The 24,234-nt window shown below is 67.2% G+C and carries 22 protein-coding genes and 1 pseudogene; 6 read left to right on the top strand and 17 right to left on the bottom strand.

What is annotated here, in order from left to right; genetic code table 11:
- Positions 1-6 precede the first annotated feature (6 nt).
- The 3 genes from AC5IG3_RS08170 to AC5IG3_RS08180 form a co-directional block, all read right to left on the bottom strand.
- On the bottom strand, positions 7-2,349 hold the full coding sequence (locus tag AC5IG3_RS08170) for a CRISPR-associated endonuclease Cas3'' (protein WP_491905796.1): 2,343 nt from the start codon (positions 2,347-2,349) through the stop codon (positions 7-9).
- 172 nt (positions 2,350-2,521) lie between these two features.
- A complete protein-coding gene (hslO, locus tag AC5IG3_RS08175) occupies positions 2,522-3,529 on the bottom strand; it encodes an Hsp33 family molecular chaperone HslO (protein ID WP_491905797.1) in 1,008 nt (335 codons plus the stop codon).
- Positions 3,529-4,053 carry a gamma carbonic anhydrase family protein gene (locus tag AC5IG3_RS08180; protein ID WP_491905798.1) on the bottom strand — a complete coding sequence of 175 codons (525 nt, stop codon included), beginning with the start codon at positions 4,051-4,053 and terminating at the stop codon, positions 3,529-3,531. The genes hslO and AC5IG3_RS08180 overlap by 1 nt, the downstream gene beginning before the upstream one ends.
- Positions 4,054-4,091: 38 nt before the next feature.
- Between AC5IG3_RS08180 and AC5IG3_RS08185 the strand changes: the two genes are divergently transcribed.
- Together AC5IG3_RS08185 and AC5IG3_RS08190 are read left to right on the top strand one after the other, a co-directional pair.
- Positions 4,092-4,904: a ferritin-like domain-containing protein gene (locus AC5IG3_RS08185; RefSeq protein ID WP_491905799.1), complete on the top strand. Its 813-nt coding sequence runs from the start codon at positions 4,092-4,094 to the stop codon at positions 4,902-4,904.
- A 3-nt stretch (positions 4,905-4,907) separates the two neighbouring features.
- A complete protein-coding gene (locus tag AC5IG3_RS08190; protein ID WP_491905800.1) occupies positions 4,908-5,789 on the top strand; it encodes an ion transporter in 882 nt (293 codons plus the stop codon).
- 15 nt (positions 5,790-5,804) lie between these two features.
- Here the strand turns inward: AC5IG3_RS08190 and AC5IG3_RS08195 are convergent, their stop codons facing one another.
- The 12 genes and pseudogenes from AC5IG3_RS08195 to AC5IG3_RS08250 all read right to left on the bottom strand — a co-directional run.
- Complete coding sequence (locus tag AC5IG3_RS08195; RefSeq protein WP_491905801.1) at positions 5,805-6,407, bottom strand: MarC family protein; 603 nt, start codon at positions 6,405-6,407, stop codon at positions 5,805-5,807.
- Positions 6,408-6,412: 5 nt separating this feature from the next.
- Positions 6,413-6,883: a hypothetical protein gene (locus AC5IG3_RS08200; RefSeq protein WP_491905802.1), complete on the bottom strand. Its 471-nt coding sequence runs from the start codon at positions 6,881-6,883 to the stop codon at positions 6,413-6,415.
- Entirely contained in the window at positions 6,849-7,124 is a 276-nt protein-coding gene (ftsB, locus tag AC5IG3_RS08205; RefSeq protein WP_491905803.1) for a cell division protein FtsB, read from the bottom strand. Before ftsB ends, AC5IG3_RS08200 begins: the two co-directional genes overlap by 35 nt.
- Positions 7,125-7,142: 18 nt before the next feature.
- Entirely contained in the window at positions 7,143-8,426 is a 1,284-nt protein-coding gene (gene eno, locus AC5IG3_RS08210) for a phosphopyruvate hydratase (RefSeq protein WP_491905804.1), read from the bottom strand.
- A gap of 84 nt (positions 8,427-8,510) precedes the next feature.
- Positions 8,511-9,368, bottom strand: coding sequence for a 3-deoxy-8-phosphooctulonate synthase (gene kdsA, locus AC5IG3_RS08215; RefSeq protein ID WP_491905805.1), 858 nt, complete (start codon positions 9,366-9,368; stop codon positions 8,511-8,513).
- Positions 9,365-11,053 (bottom strand): CTP synthase, encoded by a 1,689-nt coding sequence (gene pyrG / locus AC5IG3_RS08220; protein ID WP_491905806.1) that lies wholly within the window; start codon positions 11,051-11,053, stop codon positions 9,365-9,367. The genes kdsA and pyrG overlap by 4 nt, the downstream gene beginning before the upstream one ends.
- Positions 11,054-11,166: 113 nt before the next feature.
- Positions 11,167-12,015, bottom strand: a complete 849-nt coding sequence (panC, locus tag AC5IG3_RS08225; RefSeq protein WP_491905807.1) for a pantoate--beta-alanine ligase — start codon at positions 12,013-12,015, stop codon at positions 11,167-11,169.
- Between the two features lie 30 nt (positions 12,016-12,045).
- Positions 12,046-12,903 (bottom strand): 3-methyl-2-oxobutanoate hydroxymethyltransferase, encoded by an 858-nt coding sequence (gene panB, locus AC5IG3_RS08230; protein ID WP_491905808.1) that lies wholly within the window; start codon positions 12,901-12,903, stop codon positions 12,046-12,048.
- Positions 12,904-12,931: 28 nt separating this feature from the next.
- Complete coding sequence (locus tag AC5IG3_RS08235) at positions 12,932-13,771, bottom strand: alpha/beta hydrolase (protein WP_491905809.1); 840 nt, start codon at positions 13,769-13,771, stop codon at positions 12,932-12,934.
- A 14-nt stretch (positions 13,772-13,785) separates the two neighbouring features.
- A complete protein-coding gene (locus tag AC5IG3_RS08240; protein WP_491905810.1) occupies positions 13,786-14,613 on the bottom strand; it encodes a proteasome-type protease in 828 nt (275 codons plus the stop codon).
- Between the two features lie 39 nt (positions 14,614-14,652).
- Entirely contained in the window at positions 14,653-17,265 is a 2,613-nt protein-coding gene (gene mutS, locus AC5IG3_RS08245) for a DNA mismatch repair protein MutS (RefSeq protein ID WP_491905909.1), read from the bottom strand.
- Between the two features lie 471 nt (positions 17,266-17,736).
- Positions 17,737-18,612 (bottom strand): annotated as a pseudogene (locus AC5IG3_RS08250) (inositol monophosphatase family protein); the annotation flags it as partial.
- A 179-nt stretch (positions 18,613-18,791) separates the two neighbouring features.
- On the opposite strand from AC5IG3_RS08250, the gene AC5IG3_RS08255 reads away from it, so the two are divergent.
- The 3 genes from AC5IG3_RS08255 to cysE all read left to right on the top strand — a co-directional run bounded on the left by AC5IG3_RS08255 (position 18,792) and on the right by cysE (position 21,449).
- Positions 18,792-19,535: an RNA methyltransferase gene (locus AC5IG3_RS08255; RefSeq protein ID WP_491905811.1), complete on the top strand. Its 744-nt coding sequence runs from the start codon at positions 18,792-18,794 to the stop codon at positions 19,533-19,535.
- A gap of 26 nt (positions 19,536-19,561) precedes the next feature.
- Complete coding sequence (locus AC5IG3_RS08260; protein WP_491905812.1) at positions 19,562-20,605, top strand: acyltransferase family protein; 1,044 nt, start codon at positions 19,562-19,564, stop codon at positions 20,603-20,605.
- A gap of 64 nt (positions 20,606-20,669) precedes the next feature.
- On the top strand, positions 20,670-21,449 hold the full coding sequence (gene cysE, locus AC5IG3_RS08265) for a serine O-acetyltransferase (RefSeq protein ID WP_491905813.1): 780 nt from the start codon (positions 20,670-20,672) through the stop codon (positions 21,447-21,449).
- An 11-nt stretch (positions 21,450-21,460) separates the two neighbouring features.
- Here cysE and mog read toward each other — a convergent pair whose 3' ends face one another.
- Both mog and yjgA read right to left on the bottom strand, forming a co-directional pair.
- The gene (mog, locus tag AC5IG3_RS08270; RefSeq protein ID WP_491905814.1) at positions 21,461-22,093 is read right to left on the bottom strand and encodes a molybdopterin adenylyltransferase; all 633 of its coding nucleotides are present in this window, start codon (positions 22,091-22,093) and stop codon (positions 21,461-21,463) included.
- The gene (yjgA, locus tag AC5IG3_RS08275; protein ID WP_491905815.1) at positions 22,093-22,674 is read right to left on the bottom strand and encodes a ribosome biogenesis factor YjgA; all 582 of its coding nucleotides are present in this window, start codon (positions 22,672-22,674) and stop codon (positions 22,093-22,095) included. Before yjgA ends, mog begins: the two co-directional genes overlap by 1 nt.
- Positions 22,675-22,840: 166 nt before the next feature.
- Between yjgA and pmbA the strand changes: the two genes are divergently transcribed.
- On the top strand, positions 22,841-24,229 hold the full coding sequence (pmbA, locus tag AC5IG3_RS08280; RefSeq protein WP_491905910.1) for a metalloprotease PmbA: 1,389 nt from the start codon (positions 22,841-22,843) through the stop codon (positions 24,227-24,229).
- Positions 24,230-24,234: the final 5 nt, after the last annotated feature.

Raw genomic sequence — 24,234 nt, forward strand, 5'->3', positions numbered from 1 at the left:
AGGGGTTCAGGCAATCATGATTCGCTGCGACTCCGGCAGGCGCAGGCCGAAGACGTCGTCGTACATGCGCCGATCCGGGTCGTCGCTATGGGGGTCTTCGAGGATGAACCATTCGTCGGAATCGGCCGAACCGCGTCTCGATTGCAGCTTGGCGGGCATCAGGTAGTCCCAGACCTTGTGGTCGTGCTCGGGTCTGTAGACAGCCACCGCGAGTGACTGGGCCTCGCGCATCCAGAGCGCATCAACCCCTTGCAGTGCTCGCTTGCGCAAGTCGGCGAACTGACCGGTTGCGCGGCTCCAGGGCACCACGACCTGAATCGCGTCGGTGTCGATCAACCTGTAAAGCTTGGCGACTTCCGGAAAGTCGAGGGAGCGCAACGCCTCATCGAGTGCCTTGTTCTGCAACTCCGGTCGCGCCAGATCGAACAGCTTTTGGTAGTAGCGCTGGTACGAGGCCGGATCGTTGATGTCGACGGCGCCGAGCGACCGAGTGACTGCAGCGGCCTGCCAGTAGTTGAAGTTCGGGTAATTGCCCCGCCAGGCGTCTGTGTCGGTCGACTTGCCTTCGGGCTCAAACACCACCACGCGACCGCTGCTCAAGCGGCCCTCGCGATTGCAGCGGCCTGCAGCTTGCGCGATGGCTTCTAGCGGTGCCAAAGCCCGGTAGACCACCGGGAAGTCCACATCGACACCGGCTTCGATGCACTGGGTGGCGACCAGCCGGCAGGGTTGTGGGTCGGCTGGGTTGAGTCGTTGGCGAACTTGCGCCAGCACTTCACGCCGATGGGCGGTGCAGAGATTGGTCGACAGGTGCAGCAACCCATTCCTGCCTTCCAGCGCACCGGCGAGCTCATGGGCATGACGTTTGAGATTGACGACGCAGAGCACCTGCTCTTGATCGGCCAGTTCGTCTGCCAGCGTGTCCCAGCGGGTGCGTTGGCCGTCCTTGGGCCATTCGACATCCACGCGCGCCAGTCGCTCGAACATCGAGGCGTGCCCGCCGACGATCTCCTTGGGTTTCCAGCCGGAAGGCGCGTGAGTGCTGACCGCTGCATCCAGGTGGTCGAATGCCGGCTGCGTGGCGGTGGCGAACACGATGCTGCTGCGTGAGGCTTGGCTCAAGTGCGACAGCGCTGCCAGCGTGGGCACCGTCAGTCCTTGTGGCAGGCTTTGCGCTTCGTCGAACAGGACCACGGCATCCATCAAGCGGTGGAGTTTTCTGCAACTACTGGGTCTGTTGGAGAACAACGATTCCAGCAATTGCACATTGGTGGTCAGGATGATCGGAGCGTCCCAGTTTTCGGCGAGCAGCCGTCGCTGACGTTCCTGGTCCCCGTGTCGGTCTTGCGGTTCTGCGTCGCCGCGTGATGTTTCCTGGCCGAGCCCCGCCAGGCTGTGATGTTCGAGGATGAAGTTCTCGGGTAACCCAGCGAACACCTCGCGGTAGATCCGCGCGGTCTGCTCGATGATCGACAGATACGGCACTGCCAGAACGATGCGGCGCAGTCCGTGCTGTTCAGCATGGCGCAGTGCGAACTGCAGCATGGCAAGGGTTTTGCCGGAGCCTGTGGGTGCCGTCAGCGTGAATATCCCGCGATGGTCTCCTGCCGCTGCGGCAGTGACTTGCTCCCATAGCTCGCTGCGCACTTGCCGCACCACATCGCTCGACCGCTGTGGGCTGCTTGTCGTCTTCGCCATGTAACGATCCAGACAGGCCAGTGCATCAGGCAAATGAGCTTGCAGCGAAGGCCCTGCCGTGCGGAGTCGTTTGCCTTCCGGCCCCGCCTGGAAATGCGATTCGGTATCGAGAAAATCCGCATCGACCAGGCAGGAGAACAGCAGGCGGACATCGAGCATCGTGCCGGTCTGACCTTGTCCGGTGAGCTGGTTGTCGATGGCACGGGCTGCCGGTGCTGTGAAGCGAAGTCCATCAGCCTCGGCGCGTTGTCTCAGTCGGGCGATGTTGGCGTCTGACAGTCGCAGGCCCAGCGGGTGGCGTGCGGATGACGCCTTGAACCGGCTGATCAATGATGATGAGTCACCAGTGCAGAGACCGACGTGGTGTCCTTCGATGGCGAGTGCAGCTGCCAGTGACTTCAGCTTGGGGTCAGTGACGGCAAGAATGGCACCGGCCGTCCAGTGATCCAGTCCGGCTTCCTCTCCCTCCAGTCTGCGCTGGAACAGGTCACCGTACTTGCCCAGATCGTGTGCCGTACCGGCCAGCCCCGCCTCGTCTCGCCATGGACGCTGTTCGGCGAATTGCCGCGCTATGGCAGCGACTGAATCGAGATGCACGCGCAGCAGATGCTTGCGACCGTGCTCATCCGCGCTGTGCGCGAAGTAGTCCATTGCCTTCTCCCTGATGCTCGTCAGAGGCGCCCTTTGTTGGCAAGGGCTTGACCTCTGACAGGGCAACGGTAGCGCCTCAAGGGCGCTTCAGGCGAGTTTTGGTTTTTCTACATCAAGGCGTTGAAGACGATCAGCGTGGCAAAAATCACGAACGACAAATCTCGAGTAAATGTCATTGCACCGTCCCCGATCCCCCCGCCTGCATCAGCGCGGGGCTGAAGAGTTCGCCCACGTCGACCGGGTCGTAGTGGTATTGCTGGCCGCAGAACTCGCAGTTGATCTCCACATCGCCGCGCTCCTCGATCACGCTGTCGACTTCCGCGCGGCCCAAGCTGATGAGCATGCGGCCGACGCGTTCGCGGCTGCAGCTGCAGGCGAAGCGCGGGCCGTGTTCGCCGGTCAGGGCGGGGAAGCGGCGGATGTCTTCTTCCCAGAACAGGCGGCGCAGGATGGTGTCGGTGTCCAGGCCGAGCAGTTCCTCGTCCTTGAGCGTCGAGGCCAGGATGGCGATGCGGTTGTAGTGCTCGTTGAGCCCGATCTCGTCCTCATTGCGCTGGCCGGCCAGGTTGCCTTCGCCCAGGATGGGCAGGCGCTGGATCAGCAGGCCGGCGGCGACCTGGCCGTTGGCGGCCAGCACCAGGGTGGTGTCGAGCTGCTCGGACTGCAGCATGTAGTGCTCCAGCACCTGGCTGAGCTTCTGCAGCGGCTCGCGCTGGTCGCCGTGCAGCGGCACCACGCCCTGGTAGGGCTGCTGGCCGGGCTGGCGGTCCTTGGGGTCGAGGGTGATGGCGCAGCGGCCCTGGCCGTGCACGTTGAGCAGCGCCTCGACCTGCGCGTCGGCCGGCACCTCGCCCACCACGGTGGCGGTGGCGCGCAGGGCCAGGTCGGGCTGGATCTCGGCCACGGCCAGCTTGACGGGGCCGTCGCCCTGCATCTGGAGGATCAGCGCGCCGTTGAACTTGATGTTGGCCTGCATCAGCACGCCGGCGGCGCTCATCTCGCCGATCAGGCGGCGCACCGGTTCGGGGTAGCCGCCGGCGACTTCGCGGCGCGCGAGCATCTCGGTCCAGGCGCCGGTCAGGCGCACCAGCATGCCGCGCACGGGCAGGCCTTCGAAGATGAATTTGTGCAGTTCGCCGCCGTCGATGTCGGTGACTTCAATGTGGGGATCGGTTTTCATCAGGCGATTCTCTTGAGTGCTTGCGAGTAGTGCTGGCCGGCTTCGGCGTAGTGGGCGGCGCCGCGCGCCAGGCGCTCGGCCTGTTCGGGCGTGAGGGTTTTGACGACGCGGGCCGGGCTGCCCATGATCAGGCTGTGGTCGGGGAATTCCTTGCCTTCGGTGACCAGCGAGCCGGCGCCGACCAGGCAGTGGCGGCCGATTCTGGCGCCATTGAGCACGATGGCACCGATGCCGATCAGCGAGCCGTCGCCGATGCTGCAGCCGTGCAGCATGCACTGGTGGCCGACAGTGACATGGTCGCCGATGACGACCTCGATGCCCGCATCGGTGTGCACCACCGTGTTGTCCTGGATGTTGCTGCCCCGGCCGACGCGGATGCGGTCGGTGTCGCCGCGCAGCACCACGCCGAACCAGACGCTGCTGTCCTCGGCCAGGTGCACCTTGCCGATCACGGTGGCGTTGTCGGCCACATAGGCGCTGGGGTGAATCTCGGGCGTGTGCTCACCGAGCTGGTAGACGGCCATGCGGCGCTCCTGTCCTGGGCAAAGGCAAAATTGTAGGGATGGACTTGAGACGACGTGCCCTGCAGGCCTTGCGCCTGACCGATCCGCTGCAAAAGGCAGCGGCTGCGCAAGCGCTGTGGGATGAGCGCGAGCTGATCGCCATCGATGCGGACGCCGAACTGGCCGAGCCGCCCGACCTGCCCGGCCGCCCTGCGCTGCCGCGCCTGGTGCCAGTGGAGAAGGTGCCGCCGCGCTCGCCCTTCACGCTGGAGGGCCGCGCCGCGCTGCTGCACGCGATTGCGCACATCGAGCACAACGCCATCAACCTGGCGCTGGACGCCTGCTGGCGCTTTGCCGGCCTGCCGCGTGAGTATTACCTCGACTGGCTGCGCGTGGCGGCGGAAGAGGGCAAGCACCACCGGCTGCTGGTCGAGCATCTGGCCACACTCGGCCACGTCTACGGCGACTTCGACGGCCACGACGGCCTCTGGGCCATGACGCACGCCACCCGAGACGACTTCATCGCCCGCATGGCGCTGGTGCCGCGCACGCTGGAGGCGCGCGGGCTGGACGCCACGCCGCCGATCCAGGCCAAGCTCAAACGCGCCGGCGACCTGCGCGCGGTCGAGATCCTGGACGTGATCCTGCACGACGAGGTGGGCCACGTCGCCATCGGCAACCACTGGTACCGCTGGGCCTGCGAGCGCGCCGGGCTCGACCCGGTGGCGCACTACGGCATCTTGGTGCGCCAGTACAAGGCCCCGCGCCTGCGCCCGCCGCTCAACCGGGCGGCGCGGCTGGCGGCAGGGTTCAGCGAGGCCGAGCTGGCGTATCTGGAAGCGCCCGCCTTTGAAACGCTGGACTGGAGCTGACCCGTGGCCGCTGCTCGACCTGCCTCCACCCCGGTGAGCGACGCCGACCGCTACGGTCGCCCGCTGACCGGCTGGCGGCTGACGCTCTACACCGTCATCTTCGAGGCCGACACCCGTGCCGGGCGAGGCTTCGACGTGGCGCTGATCTGGGCCATTCTGCTGAGCATCGTGGTGGTGGTGCTCGACAGCGTGGCCAGCCTGGCCCAGCGCTGGGAGCCCTGGTTCAAGGCGACCGAATGGTTTTTCACCCTGCTGTTCACCGCCGAATACCTGGCACGGCTGCTGTGCGTGCGCAACCCGTGGCGTTATGCACGCAGCTTCTATGGCGTTGTCGACTTGCTGTCCATCCTGCCCACGTACCTGGCCATCCTGGTGCCGGGCTTGCATCTGCTGGTCGATGTGCGGGTGCTGCGCTTGCTGCGCATCGTGCGGGTGTTCAAGCTCTCGCGCTACGCCGCCGAGGTCCGCTACCTGCGCCTGGCGCTGGAAGCCAGCGCACGCAAGATCGTGGTGTTCGTGGGCTTCGTGCTGATGGTGGTGCTGGTGATGGGGACGCTGATGTACGTGATCGAGGGGCCCGCCAACGGCTACACCAGCATTCCGGTGGCGGTGTACTGGGCGATCACGACGATGACGACCGTCGGCTTCGGCGACATCACGCCCAAGACCGACATCGGCCGCCTGATCACCTCGTTGATGATGCTGCTGGGCTGGGGCGTGCTGGCGGTGCCCACCGGCATCGTGACGGCCGAGATGAGTTCGCGGCGCGGCGAGCGGCTCACCACCACCCGAAGCTGCCACACCTGCCTGACCGAAGACCACCTGCCTGATGCGAACTTCTGCCGCCACTGCGGCGTCTGGCTGCCGCCCTACCAGCGCGACTGATCGCGCTCCAACCGTTCACAGCGGGTTCATGAAGTAGCGTTTGAGGCCCGCCAGAATCATCTCGACCGCGATGGCCGTCAGCACCAGGCCCATGAGCTTCTCGATCGCCGAGACCATCGACGAACCCAGCAGGCGGCGGATGCGGTCGGCGCTCAGCAGCACCACGGTGCAGATGACCATGGCCGCCGTCAGTGCGCCCGCCCAGTCGAGCATGCGCTCGGGCTGGCGCGAGGCCAGCAGCAGCACGGTCGCCATGGCCGAGGGGCCGGCCATCAGCGGCACCGCCAGCGGGAAGATGAAGGGCTCGCGCGCCTCGCCGTCCTGGGCGTAGATCTCCGAGCCGCCCGAGAAGATCATGCGGATGGCGATGATGATCAGGATCACGCCACCTGCGACTTCCAGCGAGCGCTCGGACAGCCGCATCAGCGTCAGGAAGTGCTGGCCGCCCACCATGAACAGCGCCAGCACGGCAAACGCGATCGAGGCCTCGCGCAGCGCCACGCGCGTGCGTCGCTCGGGCGGCACGTTCTTGAGGATGGAGATGAAGATCGGCAGGCTGCCCAGTGGATCGAGCACGAGCAGCAGCAGCAGGAGCGCGGAAGAGAAACTGTGGTCCATGGCGCTCATTGTCCTTGGTGTTGGCGGCCGTGCAGGTCCTGGAACAGCCGGCGCTCGCAGTCGCCATCGCCGCAGCGGGCGCAGGCGTGGCGCCAGAGGCTGGGGCGCGGGGCCGGGTGGGTGAGGGCGTTCAGGTGCGCCTGCCACGCGCGGGTGGCCATGTGGGCGCAGGCCGCAGCGTCTGCGCCGGTGGCCACGCCGAAGGGCTGGCCGGCGTGCAGCAGGGCGGCCTGCAATTCAGCGCGGGTGGCACGGGCTTCGGGTGTGGTGCACAGCAGCGTCAGGCCCACGCTGTGAGCTGCTTCAACAGGCCAGTGGCTGGCCGTGTCGACGGTCACGCCGGTGAACTGGGCCGAGAGCCGGGCCGCGATCTGCCGCGTCAGCGCCTCGTCGCCCAGCAGCAGCAGGCGCGGTGCGACCTGGGCCTGCATGGGCGGTGCATCAGCGCTGCGGCGCGTACTGCACCAGGATTTCATCGGCGCGGATCATGCCCAGCTCGGCGCGGGCCTTTTCCTCGATGATTTCCATGCCTTCCTGCAGGTCACGCACTTCGGCCTGCAGGCGCGCGTTGCGCACGCGCGCCTCTTCGTTGTGGGCCTGTTGCTGGCTGACCATGTTGCTCAGCTCCCGCACGCGCGGCACGCCTGAATGACCGAACCACAGCTCGGCGTGCACCAAGCCCAGCAGAACAGTCAGGATCAGGCAGATGCTGCGCATGCGTCAGGCCCGACGGTTTCAGCGCAGGTTGTAGAACGCCGCGCGGCCGGGGTACACCGCCACTTCGCCGAGGTCTTCCTCGATGCGCAGCAGCTGGTTGTACTTGGCCATGCGGTCGCTGCGGCTCATCGAGCCGGTCTTGATCTGACCGGCGTTGGTGGCCACGGCGATGTCGGCGATGGTGCTGTCTTCGGTCTCGCCCGAGCGGTGGCTGATGACGGCGGTGTAGTTCGCGCGCTTGGCCATCTCGATGGCGGCGAAGGTTTCGCTCAACGTGCCGATCTGGTTGATCTTGATCAGGATCGAGTTGGCGATGCCCTTCTCGATGCCTTCCTTCAGGATCTTGGTGTTGGTGACGAACAGGTCGTCACCGACGATCTGCACGTTCTTGCCCAGGCGGTCGGTCAGGATCTTCCAGCCGTCCCAGTCACCTTCGGCCATGCCGTCTTCGATGCTGATGATCGGGTACTTGTCGACCCAGGCGGCCATCATGTCGGTCCATTCCTGCGCGGTCAGCGACAGGCCCTCGCCTTCGAGGTGGTACTTGCCGTCCTTGTAGAACTCGCTGGCGGCGCAGTCCAGGCCGAGGGCGATCTGCTCGCCGGCGGTGTAGCCGGCCTTTTCGATCGCCTGCAGGATCAGCTGGATGGCTTCTTCATGGCTGGCCACGCTGGGCGCGAAACCGCCCTCGTCGCCCACGGCGGTGCTGATGCCCTTGTCGTGCAGGATCTTCTTGAGGGCGTGGAACACCTCGGCGCCCCAGCGCACTGCTTCGCGGAACGAAGGCGCGCCCACGGGGATGATCATCATCTCTTGCAGGTCGAGGCTGTTGTTGGCGTGCGCGCCGCCGTTGATGACGTTCATCATCGGCACCGGCAGTTGCACCGCGCCCATGCCGCCAAAGTAGCGGTACAGCGGCAGGCCCGACTCTTCGGCCGCGGCACGCGCCACGGCCATCGAGACCGCCAGCATCGCGTTGGCGCCCAGGCGGGCCTTGTTGTCGGTGCCGTCGAGGTCGATCAGGGTCTTGTCGAGGAAGGCCTGCTCGGCCGCATCCAGGCCCAGCACCGCTTCGCTGATCTCGGTGTTGATGTTCTTGACGGCGTTGAGCACGCCCTTGCCGAGGTAGCGGCTCTTGTCGCCGTCGCGCAGCTCGATGGCCTCGCGCGAGCCGGTGGACGCGCCGCTCGGCACGGCCGCACGGCCCATGACGCCGCTCTCGAGCAGCACGTCGCATTCGACGGTGGGGTTGCCTCGGCTGTCCAGCACTTCGCGGCCGACGATGTCAACAATGGCACTCATGGGTCAATCTCCTGGGTCAAAAGATGGAAAACGCGACGATGGTGCAGCAAGGCAGTTACCGCGTCGCGTCAATCGAGGGGTGGCTCAGCAGCTGAAGTCGTTTTCCAGCAGCGGCTGGGACTTGACGACGCGGTCGATCGCGACCAGCTGTTCGAGCAGTGTCTTCATGTGCTTGAGCGGCACGGCGTTCGGGCCGTCGCTCCAGGCCTTGGTCGGATCGGGGTGGGTCTCCATGAAGAGACCGGCCACGCCGACGCCGACGCCGGCACGCGCCAGCACCGGCACCATCTCGCGCGCACCGCCGCTCGCGCCGCCCAGGCCGCCGGGCTTCTGCACCGAGTGGGTGACGTCGAACACCACTGGCGCGCCGGTGTTACGCATCTCGGCCAGGCTGGTCATGTCGGCGACGAGGTTGTTGTAGCCGAAGCTCACGCCGCGTTCGCAGGCCAGGAAGCGGTCTTCCGACAGACCGGCGTCGCGTGCGGCGGCGCGGGCCTTGTCGATGACGTTCTTCATGTCCCAGGGCGCCAGGAACTGGCCCTTCTTGATGTTGACTGGCTTGCCCGACATCGCCACGGCGCGGATGAAGTCGGTCTGGCGGCACAGGAAGGCGGGCGTCTGCAGCACGTCGACCACGCTGGCGACCTCGGCCACCTGCGACTCGTCGTGCACGTCGGTCAGCACCGGCAGGCCGGTCTGGCGGCGCACCTCGTCGAGGATCTTCAGGCCCGCGTCCATGCCGACGCCGCGCTGGGTCGTGCCCGACGAGCGGTTGGCCTTGTCGAACGAGCCCTTGTAGATCAGCGGAATGCCCAGCGCCGTGCAGGCTTCCTTGAGCAGGCCGGCCACGTCCAGGGACATCTGCAGTCCCTCGATCGAGCAGGTGCCGGCGATCAGGAAGAAGGGCTGGTCCAGGCCGACGTCGAAACCGCAGAGCTTCATGCCGATTCCTTGGTGGTGACGGCTGCTGTCTTGCTGGCAGCCTGGGCGGTCTGGTGCGCCAGCGCCGCGCCGATGTAGCCGTTGAACAGCGGGTGGCCGTCCCACGGCGTCGACTTGAACTCGGGGTGGAACTGCACGCCCACGTACCACGGGTGCACGCTCTGCGGCAGCTCGACCATTTCGGTCAGCTTCTCGCGCTGGGTGATGGCGCTGATCACCAGACCGGCGTCCTGCAGGCGCTGCAGGTACTTCTCGTTGGCCTCGTAGCGGTGACGGTGGCGCTCGGTCACCACGTCGCCGTAGATCGCGTGCGCGATCGTGCCGGGCTTGACGTCGGAGCTCTGCGCGCCCAGGCGCATGGTGCCGCCGAGGTCGGAGTTGGCGTCACGCTTCTGGATGCTGCCGTCGTTGTCCTGCCATTCGTCGATCAGCGCGATCACCGGGTAGGCGCCGTCGGGTTCGAACTCGGTCGAGTTCGCGCCCGTCATGCCGGCCATGTGGCGGGCGTACTCGATCGTGGCGACCTGCATGCCCAGGCAGATGCCCAGGTAGGGAATGCCGTGCTCGCGGGCGTACTGCGCCGCGACGATCTTGCCCTCGATGCCGCGCTTGCCGAAGCCGCCGGGCACCAGGATGGCGTCGTACTGCTCCAGCGTGGCGGCGGTCTCGGGCGTCAGTGTCTCGGAGTCGACATACTCGATGTTGACCTTGACGTGGTGGTGGATGCCGGCGTGGCGCAGCGCCTCGTTGAGCGACTTGTAGCTGTCCGACAGGTCGGTGTACTTGCCGCACATCGCCAGCGTGAGTTCACGCTGGGGGTGCGCCACGGCGTGCACCAGGCGGTCCCAGCGGTCGAGGTTGGCCGGGCGCGTCAGCAGCTGCAGCTTCATGCAGATCAGCTCGTCGAGGCCCTGCTCGTGCAGCATGCGCGGCACCTTGTAGATGGTGTCGGCGTCCCAGACGCTGATGACGCCGTGCTGGGCGACGTTGGTGAAGAGCGAGATCTTCTCGCGCTCTTCATCCGGGATCGGCCGGTCGGCGCGGCACAGCAGCGCGTCGGGCTGGATGCCGATCTCGCGCATCTTCTGCACCGTGTGCTGGGTCGGCTTGGTCTTCAACTCGCCGGCGGCCGCAATCCACGGCACGTAGGTCAGGTGCACGAAGGCCGAGTTGGTGGGGCCGAGCTTGAGCGCCATCTGGCGCACGGCTTCCAGGAAGGGCAGCGATTCGATGTCGCCCACGGTGCCGCCGATCTCGCAGATCGCCACGTCAACCGCATCGGGCGTGCCGAAGCCGGCACCGCGCTTGATGTAGTCCTGGATCTCGCTGGTGACGTGCGGGATCACCTGCACGGTCTTGCCGAGGTAGTCGCCGCGGCGCTCCTTCTCCAGCACCGACATGTAGATCTGGCCGCTGGTGAAGTTGTTGCTGCGACGCATGCGCGTCGTGATGAAGCGCTCGTAGTGGCCCAGATCGAGGTCGGTTTCAGCACCGTCGTCGGTCACGAAGACCTCGCCGTGCTGGAACGGGCTCATGGTGCCCGGATCGACGTTGAGATAGGGGTCCAGCTTGATCAGGGTGACCTTGAGGCCGCGGGATTCAAGGATTGCAGCCAGCGAAGCCGCTGCAATGCCCTTGCCGAGCGAGGACACCACACCGCCGGTGACGAAGACAAACTTGGTCATGTGAAGCGGCCCTCCCTTGGGGACGCGGCCGCCTCGGGACGAGGGGCGCCAAGCGTCGGACAGGAGGGCCGTTGTGGTAAACGGAAATTATAGGTGCGCCGCTTTGCGACGCCTCAACCTTCCACGTTATCGATCAGCCGGGTCGCACCCAGACGGGCTGCGCCCAGGGCGACCAAGGCCACGCCGGCGGCCATTTCGGCGGTGCTCGGCGGCAGCAGATCGCTGCGGCGGCGCACGGTCAGATAGTCGGGTTGCCAGCCGCGCGCGGCCAGCGCGGCCATCGCCTCAGCCTCCAGCGCAGCCAGGTCGTGCCGGCCTGCACGCACCGCAGCCAGCAGTTCGCGCAGCGCGGCGCTCAGGTGCAGCGCTTCGGTGCGTTCGGCCTCGCTCAGGTAGCCGTTGCGCGAGGACAGCGCCAGGCCGCTGTCGGCACGCCGCGTGGCGCCAGCCACCACGCGGATCGGCAGCGCGAACTGCTCGACCATGCGGCGCAGCACCATCAGCTGCTGGTAATCCTTCTGGCCGAACACGGCGATCTGCGGTTGCACGATCGAGAACAGCTTCATCACCACCGTGCACACGCCGGTGAAGAAACCGGGGCGGAAGTGGCCTTCCAGAATGTCGGCCAGCGCCGGGTCGGGCACGACCTTGAAGGTCTGCGGCTGCGGATACAGCTCGGCCTCGTCGGGCGCAAACACCAGATCGCAGCCTGCTTCTGCCAGCAACTCGCAGTCGCGCGCCAGCGTGCGCGGGTAGCGGTCGAAGTCCTCGTGCGGCGCGAACTGCAGCCGGTTGACGAAGATGCTCGCCACCACCGTGCCGCTGGGGCCGGCCAGTTCACGCGCCTGGCGGATCAAGGCCAGATGGCCGTCGTGCAGGTTGCCCATGGTCGGCACCAGGGCGATGGCGGGACGCTCCGCGAGCGCCGCGCGCAGGTCGGCAAGGGTGTGGACGGTTTGCATGGTCGGTGTGGCGGGCTCAGGCCGCGTGAATCAGGTAGCGTAGGTGTGCAGCGCCGCATCGGGGAAGCTGCCGTCCTTGACGGCGGCCACATAGCGCTCGATCGCGTCCAGCGCGTGGCCGCCTTCGGCCTGGAAGTCGCGCACGAAGCGTGGCAGCTTGCCGCGCGTCCAGCCCAGCATGTCGTGCAGCACCAGCACCTGGCCGGCGGTGTCCGGGCCGGCGCCGATGCCGATGGTGATCAGCTCCGGGTTGTCGGCCTGCACCTGGGCGGCCACCGCGCTGGGCATCAGCTCCAGCACCAGCATGGTCGCACCCGCCTGGGCCAGTTGCGCGGCGTGGCGGCGCAGCAGGGCGGCGCCCTCGGCGTCACGGCCCTGGATGCGGTAGCCGCCGAGCGCGTGCACACTCTGCGGCGTCAGGCCCAGATGGCCGCAGACCGGGATGCCGCGCTCGGTCAGGAAACGCACGGTCTCGGCGGTCCAGCCGCCGCCTTCGAGCTTGACCATCTGCGCGCCGGCCTGCATCAGCGCAGCCGATGAGCGCATGGCCTGCTCCGCGCTGTCGTGGTAGCTGCCGAAGGGCAGGTCGGCGATCAGCCAGGGGGCGCCGTTCGGCCCCAGGCCGCGGGCGACGCAGCGGGTGTGATAGACCATTTCATCCAGCGACACCGGCACGGTGCTGCCGTGGCCTTGCACGACCATGCCGAGCGAGTCGCCCACCAGCAGGGTGTCGACGCCGGCCTCGTCGGCCAGCCGCGCCTGGGTGGCGTCGTAGGCGGTGAGCATGGTGACTTTCTCGCCGCGTTGGTGCATGGCGCGCAGCCCATGCAGCGTGACCGGCTTGCGGGCCGGGGCGGTGGGTGCGCTGGGCTGGGCGTGACTGCTCATCGAAAGTCCTCCATCGGGGCGGCGGATTCTAGCCAGCGGTGCTGCGGTGCAGCAGATCGTCGATCAGCCCCAGCGCGGCGGCGGCGGTCTCGTCGGGGCGCTCCATCGGATAAAGATGGCTGCCTTCGATCCAGCGCAAGTTGTCGCGCACCAGCGCCCGGCTCGCGGCCAGCCCGACCTGGCGCACCTCGGCCGATTGAGTGCCCGCAATCAGCCCGACCGGACAGCGCGGCGGATGGCGCTTGAGCAGCGCCGGCAGGTGGTGCGGCAGCGTGTTGTAGATGCGCGCCTCGACGCGGCGGTTGAAGGCCAGTTCGACGCCCGCGCCCAGTTCAGCGCCGCCTTCAGCGACATTGCTCACCGGCTGCACGCCGGCCCGGGCGTAGTCGGCCAGCACGCGCGGGTCCCAGCGGGCGAAGGCGTGCTTGGCGGCAAAGTGCTGCTGCATGTCGTCGCGGCTGGGCCAGTGCTGGCGGCGGCGCAGGGCGATCTTGCCGGGCGAGACGCGCTCCATCAGCCGCGTCAGCTTGGCCACATGCACGCTGTGCGCCCGCCAGCCGCCGATCACCGGTGAATCCAGCAGCACCACGGCGCGCGCCAGATCGGGGCGCTTGCACGCCGCCAGCAGGCTCAGGAAGCCGCCCAGCGAGTGGCCGACCAGCACCACCGGCCCGCTGGCGGCCAGCGTGTCGATGTGGTGGATCAGCTCGTCGCGCAGGCGCGGCCAGTTGCTGCTGACCGGCCAGCGCGGGTCGTGGCCGAACTTCTCGACCGCCGACACCCGCCAGCCCGCCTGCGCCCAGGCCTCCATCAGCACCCGGTAGGTGCCGGCCGGAAAACCGTTGCCGTGACTGAAGACGAGGTGCATGGCGGGCTTCTGCCTCAGACGATCTTCTCGTCGGCGTGGGTGATCTTCTTCATCGGCTCGTAGCGCTCGGACGCCACCAGCAGCGGGTGGGCCGCGTCGCCGCCGTCCCAGCGCGGGTCGTCGATGCTCTCGAACACCTCGCGCAGGCGCTGGCCCCAGGTGTTGTGGATCATCTGGAAGTAGGGGTTCTTGTCGTCGATGCAGATGATCTGGTCGGCCTGCAGCGAGCCGGCGCGGTAGACCAGCAGGTCGAGCGGCAGGCCGACGCTCAGGTTGGACTTCATGGTGGAGTCCATCGACACCAGCGCGGACTTGGCTGCCTCGTCGAGCGGGGTGTCGGGCGTCAGCATGCGGTCGAGGATGGGCTTGCCGTACTTGCTCTCGCCGATCTGGAAGAAGCCGGTCTCGCGCGTGGCCTCGATGAAGTTGCCGGCCGAATAGACCAGGAACAGCCGCATCGCCTCGTCGCCGATCTGGCCGCCCAGGATGAAGCTGGCGACGAAGTCGATGCCGGCGGCGCGCAGCGCCGGGCCGTCCTGGTCGTGCACGCGCCGGATGGCCGCGCCCAGCACGCGGGCGACGTCGAACATGCTCTTGGCGTTCCAGATCGTGATCGGCTCGCTGCCCTCGGGGCCGGCGATCTTCTCGACCTGCAGCACCTCGCGCACCGACTGCGAGATGCTCAGGTTGCCGGCCGACAGCAGGCAGATGAAGCGGTCGCCCGGACGCTCGTAGACCATCATCTTGCGGAAGGTGCTGATGGCGTCCAGGCCGGCGTTGGTGCGGGAGTCCGACAGGAACACAAGGCCGGCGTTGAGCCGGATGCCGATGCAATAGGTCATGGTGGAGAGCTTGAAGTGAGGAGGGCGGAGCCGCCCGATTTAAGCAGCCCGGGCGAGGGCTTGCAGTTGATAGAGCACATCCAGTGCCTGGCGTGGCGTGAGCGCATCGGGATCCACTTCGCGCAGCGCAGTTTCCACCGCCGAGGGCGCGGGGGCTATCACCGGCGGGACAGCGGGCACAGACGCCGGGGCATCGGCCTCGATGGCCGCCTCAAGCGCTGCAGTGCCGCCGAACAGGTCGATCTGCGCCTCGCCCGCGCGCTGCTGGGCTTCGAGCGACTCCAGCGCGCCGCGCGCCTGCCGCAGCACGCTGGCCGGCATGCCCGCCAGCCGCGCCACCTGCACGCCGTAGCTGCGGCTGGCCGGGCCGGCCTCGATGGCGTGCAGAAAAACAATGTCATCACCGCTTTCCGCCGCCGACACGTGCATGTTGACGGCGTGGCGGTGCCGCGCCGGGAACTCGGTCAGCTCGAAATAGTGGGTCGCGAACAGCGTGAAGCTCTTGTTGCGGTCGTGCAGGTGGCTGGCGATGGCACCGGCCAGCGCCAGGCCGTCGAAGGTGCTGGTGCCCCGGCCGATCTCGTCCATCAGCACGAGGCTGTGTTCGGTGGCGCCGTGCAGGATGGCGCTGGCCTCGGTCATCTCCAGCATGAAGGTCGACTGCGCGTTGGCCAGGTCATCGGCCGCGCCGATGCGGGTGTGGATCGCGTCCAGCGGCCCGAGCCGGCAGCGCGACGCCGGCACATAGCTGCCCATCGCCGCCAGCAGCGAAATGACTGCCACCTGGCGCATGAAGGTGCTTTTACCGCCCATGTTCGGGCCGGTGACGATCACCATGCGCCGCGCGGCATCGAGCCGGCAGTCGTTGGCGATGAAGCTGCCCGCCCCCGTTTCGGCCAGCCGTGCCTCCACCACCGGGTGCCGCCCCTGCTCGATGTCCAGGCACGGGTGGTTGACGAACTCCGGCACGCACCAGTTGAGCGTGGCGGCGCGTTCGGCCAGAGCGGCCAAGGCATCCAGCGACGCCAGCGCGCGGCCCAGTTCCGACAGCGCCGACAGGTGGGGCTGCAGCGCGTCGAGCACCTGCTCGAACAGCCACTTCTCGCGCGCCAGCGAGCGTTCTTGGGCGGACAGCGCCTTGTCCTCGAACGCCTTCAGCTCGGGCGTGATGTAGCGCTCGGCGTTCTTGAGCGTCTGGCGGCGCAGGTAGTCGAGCGGCACCTTGTCGACCTGACCGAGCGTGACCTCGATGTAGAAGCCGTGCACCTTGTTGAACTGCACCCGCAGGTTCGGGATGCCGGTGCGGGCGCGCTCACGCGCTTCCAGATCAAGCAAAAACGCATCGCAGTGGGTAGCGATGCCGCGCAGCTCGTCCAGATCGGCATCGAAACCCGGCGCGATCACGCCACCGTCGCGCAGCAGCACAGCGGGCTCGGTGGCGATGGCGCGCTGCAGCAGGTCGGCAATTGCCACATCCGGCGTCAGCGCGCCGTGGAAGGTCTGCAGCAGCGCGGCGCTGTCGGGCACGCGCAGCCGCAGCTCAGGCAGCGTCAGCAGCGTTTCGCGTAGGCCGGACAACTCGCGCGGGCGCACCTGGCGCAAAGCCGTGCGGGCGGTGATGCGCTGCACGTCGCTGACGTGGCGCAGCGCGTCGCGCAAGGGTTCGGCCGCCCGTGCCTCCAGCAGCGCGGCGATGGCGCCGTGGCGTTCGCGCGCCACGCTGCGCTCGCGCAGCGGGTGCGTCAGCCACAGGCGCAGCTCGCGGCTGCCCATGCCGGTGCGGCAGGTGTCGAGCATCGACAGCAGCGTCGGCGCCGTCTCGCCACGCAGTGTCTGGGTGATCTCCAGGTTGCGGTGCGTGGCCGGCGGCAGCTCCAGCAGGTCGCTGGCGCGCTCGACCGTCAGCGCGTTGACGTGCGACAGCGCCCGGCCCTGCGTGTGCTCGGCGTAGCTCAGCAGCGCGGCAGCGGCGGCATGCGCGGCGTGCAGATCCTGCGCGTTGAAGCCTGAGAGGTGCGCCACCTTCAGCTGCTCGCGCAGCTTGCGCTCGCCCAGGGCGCGGTCGAACTGCCAGCCTGGCCTGGCGGTGATGACGGCGGTGCAGTTTTGCAGCGCGGCGGGGCGCTGCTCGATCTCGGCGCTGACCAGCACCTCGGCCGGCGACAGCCGCGCCAGCCAGGCCGGCAGTTCGCGCTCGGCGCATTCGGTCAGGCCGAGCTGGCCGCTCGCCAGCGCCAGCCAGGCCAAACCATAGGTGGCGGCCACCGGCGGGCCGATGCGGGCGATGGCCAGCAGCCGCGTGTCCTCGCGCTCGGCCAGCAGCTCGGTGTCGGTGATGGTGCCGGGCGTCACCACCCGCACCACCTTGCGCTCGACCGGGCCTTTGCTGGCGCCGACCTCGCCCACCTGCTCGGCAATCGCCACCGCCTCGCCCAGCTTGATCAGCTTGGCCAGATAGCTTTCGAGCGAGTGCACCGGCACGCCCGCCATCACCACCGGCTCGCCATTGCTCTGGCCGCGCGTGGTGATGGTGATGTCGAGCAGCCGGTGCGCGCGCCGGGCGTCCTCGAAGAAGACCTCGTAGAAGTCGCCCATGCGGAAGAACACCAGCGCGTCAGGGAATTCGGCCTTGATGCGGAGGTACTGGGCCATGACTGGCGTGTGGCCGGCGAAGCTGAGGTCGGCGGCGGAGCCAGCCGGTGGATGGGAGGCGGCGGTCACGGCGTGGGGGCTGATGGACGTGAAACAGCCCGCAAGAGTGCGGGCTGTGGTGGTTGCTGAGGCAGCGGACGGCGCTTAGAACGGCGCGTCGTCGTCGCGGCGCTTGGCGCGGCGCGGCTCGACCACTTCCGCCGGCGGCGGCATGTCTTCCTTGCGGATGCGGGTCGGCGGCTTGTGCGTGATGATCGGCGCCGGCGCGGGCGCCTGAGGCACGTCGTCGAAGGCGTCGGCCAGGGCCTGGGCCGGCGTCATCTCGTAGGTGCGGCGCGGCGGTTGCACGGGGGCCTCGGTCTCTTGGGGCTCGACCAGGGTCGAACCCGGGCGGCTGGCCGAGAAAGGCACCAGACCATCGCCGGCCGAGGCGGTCAGGTCCGGCTCGGCAACGGCCTTGGCCTTCAGGCGCGAGGCGGTGCGGGCCGGCTTGGCGGCTTCGATTTGCGGGGCGACTGCCGGCTCGTCGGCCGGCAGGATGCGGGTGTAGGGCGTCAGGATCTGAACCAGCTGGGCGTAGATCTTGGGGTTGCCGGCGACGATTTCGCGCTGGTACAGGAAGTCGGCTTCGCCGGTGAAGTTGCCCACCAGGCCGCCGGCCTCGGTGATGATGAGCGAGCCGGCAGCAGCGTCCCACGGCGACAGGCCGGTCTCGAAGAAGCCGTCATACCAGCCCGCCGCCACGTAGCAGAGGTCCAGCGAGGCGGCACCCGGGCGGCGCAGGCCGGCGCAGGCGACCGAGATCTCCTCGAACATCTTCATGTAGCGCTTGAAGTTGTCGCCCTTGCGGAAGGGGAAGCCGGTGCCGATCAGCGCGTCGAGCATGCGGATGCGCTTGGACACGCGCAGGCGCTTGTCGTTCAGAAACGCGCCGCGCCCCTTGGTGGCGTAGAACAGGTCGTTGCGGGTCGGGTCGTAGACGACGGCCTGCTCGATGCGGCCCTTGAACGCCAGCGCGATCGACACGGCGTACTGCGGCAGGCCGTGGATGAAGTTGGTGGTGCCGTCGAGCGGATCGATGATCCAGACGAAATCGCTGTTCTGCGCGCCGCGGCTGCGGCCCGACTCTTCCGCCAGGATGGCGTGGCCCGGATAGGCCTGCAGGATGGTCTCGATGATGATTTCTTCGGCCGCCTGGTCGACTTCGGTGACGAAGTCGTTGTGCCCCTTCTGGCTCACGGTGAGCCGGTCCACGTCAAAACTCGCGCGGCTGATCAACGCGCCCGCCGCACGTGCTGCCTTGACGGCAATGTTGAGCATGGGGTGAAGATTGACTTGTTGTGACATGGCGACGACGCGTTGGCACCGCTTGTGGCGGCGCGTTCAGTGGAAGGGGCTGGCGAGGACAAAGAGCAAGGCGCCCGGGTGGGGCACCTATGATGAGGACGCGGATTCTAGCGGCGCGCTGCTGTTTTCTGCATCAGATTTTTGTCCCCGTGTTTCGTTGCTGCTGTCCCTCATCGCCCATGCCCCTGCCTTCGCCCCCGCCCAATGCCACCCGATTCGTGCTGATCCGCACCAGCCACCCCGGCAACGTGGGTGCCACCGCGCGGGCGATGAAGGTGATGGGCTTCTCGGAACTGGTGCTGGTGGCACCGCGCTTCGCCGACGTGCTGAGCCAGGAGGACACCGTGGCGATGGCCAGCGGTGCGGCCGACATCCTGGCGCGGGCGCGCATCGTCGCCACGCTCGATGAGGCACTCGAAGGCGTACACATCGCCTGCGCCACGGCCATGACGCCACGTGACTTCGGCCCGCCCACCCGCACGCCGCGCGATTACTTCGGCGAACTGGCGGCCTCTGATTTGCACCGCGATGCCAAGGTCGCGCTGGTCTTCGGCAGCGAGCGCTACGGCATGAGCAACGAAGAGGTCTACCGCTGCCACGTCTGCCTGTCGATTCCCACCCACCCCGACTACGGCTCGCTCAACCTGGCGCAGGCGGTGCAGCTGCTGTCCTACGAATGGCGCCAGGCGCTGGGCGGCTTTGCGGTCGAGGCGCGCACGACCACCTCGCGCCAGGCCACCGTCGATGAGGTCCAAGGTGCGCTCAAGCACTGGGAACAGGCGCTGATCGCGCTTGAATTCCTCGACCCCGCCGCGCCGCGCAAGCTGCTGCCCAGGCTCAACCAACTGCTCAATCGCGCAGCACTGACGGGAGAAGAAGTTCACATTCTTCGCGGCATTGCGCGTGCGGTGCTGAAGAAATAACCCTGCTGCTGAGTCATGATCGCGGGATGAAATCCAAGCGATACCCAGAAATTGACCTGTTGCGGGGGTTGGCCTGCCTGATGGTGGTGGCCTTTCATTATCTGTACCGGGGTCAGCAAGGCGGCTGGTTGACCGATCAGCCCTCAATCTGGGTGGGTGATCTGGCTCGATACGGTTATCTCGGTGTGCACCTGTTTTTCATGATCAGCGGTTTCGTGATATTCATGTCGGCTGAAGGGGTTTCCGTGCGGGAATTCTTCGCTTCCAGAGTATCTCGGTTGTATCCGGTATTGTGGGTGGGCGTGATTCTGACCTCGCTGATCACGGTGTTTTTTAGTACGCCCCACTTTCAAGTAGACGGCTTGCAGGCGCTGGCCAACCTGACCATGGTGCCGCACTGGATGAAGGTGGATTATGTCGATGGCGCCTATTGGTCATTGGCTGTGGAGTTGCAGTTCTACCTTTTGATCGGTTTCATGGTCTGGCTGAAATGGCTGCGACATGCTGAGAGGGTGATGACGGTCTGGCTGCTGATCGGCACGGCCAATGTCATCCGGCCAGTGTATTTTGCAGAATTCTGGCTCGACGCCCAATGGGCTTCGCTGTTTGTCGCCGGAATGCTTTTCTACCGCGCCAGCCGCGAAGGCTGGACACGCTGGCGATCGGGTTTGATGCTCTGGTGTTATGCGCTGTCGGTGGCTTATATCTGGAAAGCGGCGGGCAAGGAATCGGTCGTGTTGGTCGATTCAGATTTTTCAGTTCTTTGGATCACGCTTGCCTTGTTGACGTCTTTTTACCTGGTGTTCTACGCTGTTTCACAGAAGTGGATTTCGATCGGGAACAGTTCTGTTTATGTGTGGATGGGCGTATTGACGTATCCGGTCTATATCCTGCATCAGAATATCGGCTACATCCTGCTGGAGACGGGCGGGTGGCGAGGGGTTGATTTTCAACTGCGTGCACTGATCGTGCTGGTGGGGGTGGTCGGTGCGGCCTGGGCGGTCAACCGGTTGCTGGAGCGGCCCATGTCCCGTTGGTTGCGAGCCAGGATACAGCGCTCGCCGGCATAACCTGCCACGCCATGGCCGAGATGGCGGCGCCTACACTGAGCAACTCAGATTTCGCCACATCGCCATGTTCTCCCGCCTCAAAGAAGACATCGCCTGCATCCTGGAGCGCGACCCCGCCGCCAAGTCGTGGTTCGAGGTGCTGACCTGCTATCCCGGCCTGCATGCGCTGTGGATCCAGCGCCTGGGCCACTGGTTCTGGGTGCACGATTTGCGGTGGCTGGGCCGTTTCTCGTCGCACATCGGCCGCTTCCTGACCGGCATCGAGATTCACCCCGGTGCCACTTTTGGCAGGCGCGTCTTCATCGACCACGGCATGGGCGTGGTGATCGGCGAGATGGCCGAGGTCGGGGACGACTGCACCATCTACCAAGGTGTGACGCTGGGCGGTACTTCGCTGGTCAAGGGCGCCAAGCGGCATCCGACGCTGGAGCGCGGCGTGATCGTTGGCGCCAACGCGGCGGTGCTGGGTGGCTTCACGGTGGGCGCAGGGGCTCGTGTCGGTTCCGGCGCGGTGCTGACCAAACCCTTGCCGGCGGGCGCCACGGCGGTGGGCAACCCGGCGCGCATCATCCTGGCCAAGGACGATGAAAACCGCGAGGCGGTGGCCGCCAGGATGGGTTTCTCCGCCTACGGCGTGACCCAGGGCGACGACCCGGTGGCGATGGCGATGAAGGGCCTGATCGACAACGCCGTTGGCCATGAGCACCAGATTGCGCTGCTGTGGCAGGCGATCGAGAAACTCTCGACCGGTGCACGCGAACTGCCCGGCGCGCCCTGCGTGCCCAATGATGCGCAGACCACCGAACAGTTCGACGCCGAGCGCCTGAACCGCCTTGTCAAGTGATCATCAAGTGATCAGTCCGGCCGGGCGGGACGCCGCGCCGTCTTGGGCCTGAATGCCGTGCAGACGCTGTCGCGCGTTTCCAGGTACGGCCCGCCGATCAGGTCGATGCAGTAGGGCACGGCAGCGAAGATGCCGGGGCAGGGCGGCACGGCGGCGGCCAAGCCTTCGAGTGTTTCGGCGATCGACTTGGGCTGGCCCGGCAGGTTGATGATCAGCGCCTGGCCCCGGATCACCGCCACTTGGCGCGACAGGATGGCCGTGGCCACGAAGCGCAGGCTGATCTGGCGCATCTGCTCGCCGAAACCGGGCATGACCTTGTCGGCCACCGCCAGCGTGGCTTCGGGCGTGACATCACGTGGTGCCGGGCCGGTGCCGCCGGTGGTCAGCACCAGATCGCAGGCTTGTATGTCGACCAGATCGCGCAGCGCGGCGCTGATGCCTTGCTCTTCGTCCGGAATCAGCCGTGTCACGAAGGTGATCGGGTTGTGCAGCGCGCGCGACAGCCAGTCCTGCAATGCGGGCAGGCCCTTGTCCTCGTAGACACCGGCGCTGGCGCGGTCGCTGACCGAAACCAGGCCGATGCGGACCGGCTCGGGCAGCGGAAGCGTGGCGGGGCTGGCGGTGTTGCCCATCACGTCACTCATCACGCTTCATCGTCGTTCTTGGCTTCGCGAGCAGCCTGCTCCAGCGTGCTCTTGACCAGCTGGAAGATCTCGCGGTAGGTGCGGCCCTTGCGCTCCAGACCGCCTTCAGGGGCGGCGGCGGCCAGGGCGGCGTCCTTGCGGGCGCTGCGGATCAGGCTGCGCAGGGCCTGCGCGTCGGTGTCGGGGTGGGCGACTAGCCATTCGGTCAGCGCGTTGTCCTCGGCGATCAGTCGGTCGCGCCAGCGTTCGGCGTCGTGCAGCGCCAGCGTTTCCTTGGCGCCGGGCAGGCGCTGCGAGGCCACGGCCTCGCGCAGCGGCTCGGCATCGACGTGGCGCATCAGCTTGCCCACGTACTGCAGCTGGCGGCGGCGGCCTTCGTGCGCGGTGATGCGGCGCAGGTCGGTGAGGGCGTCGCGCAGGATCTCGGGCATGTCGAGGGCGTCGAGCTTGGCGTCGGACAGCTCCAGCAGGGCAATGCCGAGCGTCTGCAATTCGTGCGACTCGTTCTTGAGCTGGGTGCGGCTGGGGCGCTCGTCACGGGGCAGGCGTGCGGGGGGGGCGTCGAAATCGTCGGAAGGCATCATGCAGGCGCAGGCAATGTGAGACGGTGAAATACCGCAGAGCTCCCTGAAACAGGGGCAAAAAGTCGAAGGCTATGATACGAGCGGCCTCCCTGTCAGGTCTTTCGACTCCTCTGTGGCGTACCCCATGACCTTTTCCAACGTGCCTTCCGACGTGCCCTCCGACATGCCTTCCGATCCGTCTGCTGCCTCCGGTTCGGCGCCGGGTTTTGCCTACACCCGCGAGCAGTTCGCGCAGCTGGTCGAGGACACGCTGGAGCGGGCGCGCAAGCTCGGCGCCACCGATGCCGGCGTCGAAGTGTCCGAGGGCACCGGCCTGTCCGTGTCGGTGCGCAAGGGCGAGATCGAGAACGTCGAGCGCAACCGCGACAAGGCCATCGGCGTGAGCGTCTATCTGGGCCAGCGGCGCGGCAACGCCAGCACCAGCGACTTCTCGCCGGCTGCGCTGCAGCAGACCGTGCAGGCCGCCTACGACATCGCCCGCTTCACCGCCGAAGACAGCGCCGCCGGCCTGCCCGACGAGGCCGACATGGCCACGCCCGAGGCCACCCGGCGCGACCTCGGCCTGTTCTACCCCTGGCTGATCGACGCCGAGGGCGCGGCCGAGATCGCGCTGCGCTGCGAAGACGCCGCCATGTCTGTCGACGCCCGCATCACCAACAGCGAAGGCGCGGCGGTGTCGGCGCAGCAGTCGCACTTCTTCTCGGGCAACAGCCGGGGGTTCCGGGGCGGCTATGCCAGCTCGCGCCATTCAATCTCGGGCTCGGCCATTGCCGGCAAGGGCCGCGACATGCAGCGCGATGGCTGGTACAGCTCGATGCGCGACGCGCTCGACCTGGCCGCGCCCGAAGTGATCGGCCGCTACGGTGCCGAGCGTGCGCTGGCGCGCCTCAAGTCGCGCAAGGTCAAGACCTGCGAGGTGCCGGTGCTGTTCGAGGCTCCCGCCGCCGCCGGCCTGCTGGGCGCGTACGTGCAGGCCACCAGCGGCGGTGCGCTGTACCGCAAGTCGACCTTCCTGCACGACTGCCTGGGCCAGCAGGTGCTGCCCGCGCACATCGACATCCGCGAAGACCCGCACATTCCCAAGGCCAAGGGCAGCGCGCCCTTCGATGACGAAGGCGTGCAGACCCGCGCCCGCACGGTGGTCGAGGCCGGCGTGACGCAGGGCTATTTCCTGTCGACCTACTCGGCCCGCAAGCTCGGCATGCGCACCACCGGCCACGCCGGCGGCTCGCAGAACCTGACGCTGAGCAGCCGCCTGACGCGGCGCGGCGATGACCTGGCCGCCATGATCCGCAAGCTGCATCGCGGCCTGCTGGTGGTCGAGCTGATGGGCCAGGGCGTCAACTACGTCACCGGCGACTACTCGCGCGGCGCGTCGGGCTACTGGGTCGAGAACGGCGTGATCGTGCACCCGGTCGACGAGATCACCATCGCCGGCCACCTGCGCGAGATGTTCAGCCAGATCGTCGCCGTGGGCGCGGATGCCTACAACATGGGCAGCAAGACGGTCGGCTCCATCCTGATCGAGAAGATGACCATTGCAGGCCACTGATAACC

Origin of the sequence: Leptothrix sp. (in: b-proteobacteria) (genome assembly GCF_965250675.1) — a bacterium.
GTDB lineage: Bacteria > Pseudomonadota > Gammaproteobacteria > Burkholderiales > Burkholderiaceae_C > Sphaerotilus.

Coding starts and splice junctions, on each gene's coding strand:
- AC5IG3_RS08170 (WP_491905796.1), bottom strand. CDS start 2,349: ATGGACTACTTCGCGCACAGCGCGGATGAGCACGGTCGCAAGCATCTG.
- hslO (WP_491905797.1), bottom strand. CDS start 3,529: ATGAAAACCGATCCCCACATTGAAGTCACCGACATCGACGGCGGCGAA.
- AC5IG3_RS08180 (WP_491905798.1), bottom strand. CDS start 4,053: ATGGCCGTCTACCAGCTCGGTGAGCACACGCCCGAGATTCACCCCAGC.
- AC5IG3_RS08185 (WP_491905799.1), top strand. CDS start 4,092: ATGGACTTGAGACGACGTGCCCTGCAGGCCTTGCGCCTGACCGATCCG.
- AC5IG3_RS08195 (WP_491905801.1), bottom strand. CDS start 6,407: ATGGACCACAGTTTCTCTTCCGCGCTCCTGCTGCTGCTGCTCGTGCTC.
- AC5IG3_RS08200 (WP_491905802.1), bottom strand. CDS start 6,883: ATGAAATCCTGGTGCAGTACGCGCCGCAGCGCTGATGCACCGCCCATG.
- ftsB (WP_491905803.1), bottom strand. CDS start 7,124: ATGCGCAGCATCTGCCTGATCCTGACTGTTCTGCTGGGCTTGGTGCAC.
- eno (WP_491905804.1), bottom strand. CDS start 8,426: ATGAGTGCCATTGTTGACATCGTCGGCCGCGAAGTGCTGGACAGCCGA.
- kdsA (WP_491905805.1), bottom strand. CDS start 9,368: ATGAAGCTCTGCGGTTTCGACGTCGGCCTGGACCAGCCCTTCTTCCTG.
- pyrG (WP_491905806.1), bottom strand. CDS start 11,053: ATGACCAAGTTTGTCTTCGTCACCGGCGGTGTGGTGTCCTCGCTCGGC.
- panC (WP_491905807.1), bottom strand. CDS start 12,015: ATGCAAACCGTCCACACCCTTGCCGACCTGCGCGCGGCGCTCGCGGAG.
- panB (WP_491905808.1), bottom strand. CDS start 12,903: ATGAGCAGTCACGCCCAGCCCAGCGCACCCACCGCCCCGGCCCGCAAG.
- AC5IG3_RS08235 (WP_491905809.1), bottom strand. CDS start 13,771: ATGCACCTCGTCTTCAGTCACGGCAACGGTTTTCCGGCCGGCACCTAC.
- AC5IG3_RS08240 (WP_491905810.1), bottom strand. CDS start 14,613: ATGACCTATTGCATCGGCATCCGGCTCAACGCCGGCCTTGTGTTCCTG.
- mutS (WP_491905909.1), bottom strand. CDS start 17,265: ATGGCCCAGTACCTCCGCATCAAGGCCGAATTCCCTGACGCGCTGGTG.
- AC5IG3_RS08255 (WP_491905811.1), top strand. CDS start 18,792: ATGCCCCTGCCTTCGCCCCCGCCCAATGCCACCCGATTCGTGCTGATC.
- AC5IG3_RS08260 (WP_491905812.1), top strand. CDS start 19,562: ATGAAATCCAAGCGATACCCAGAAATTGACCTGTTGCGGGGGTTGGCC.
- cysE (WP_491905813.1), top strand. CDS start 20,670: ATGTTCTCCCGCCTCAAAGAAGACATCGCCTGCATCCTGGAGCGCGAC.
- mog (WP_491905814.1), bottom strand. CDS start 22,093: ATGAGTGACGTGATGGGCAACACCGCCAGCCCCGCCACGCTTCCGCTG.
- yjgA (WP_491905815.1), bottom strand. CDS start 22,674: ATGCCTTCCGACGATTTCGACGCCCCCCCCGCACGCCTGCCCCGTGAC.
- pmbA (WP_491905910.1), top strand. CDS start 22,841: ATGCCTTCCGATCCGTCTGCTGCCTCCGGTTCGGCGCCGGGTTTTGCC.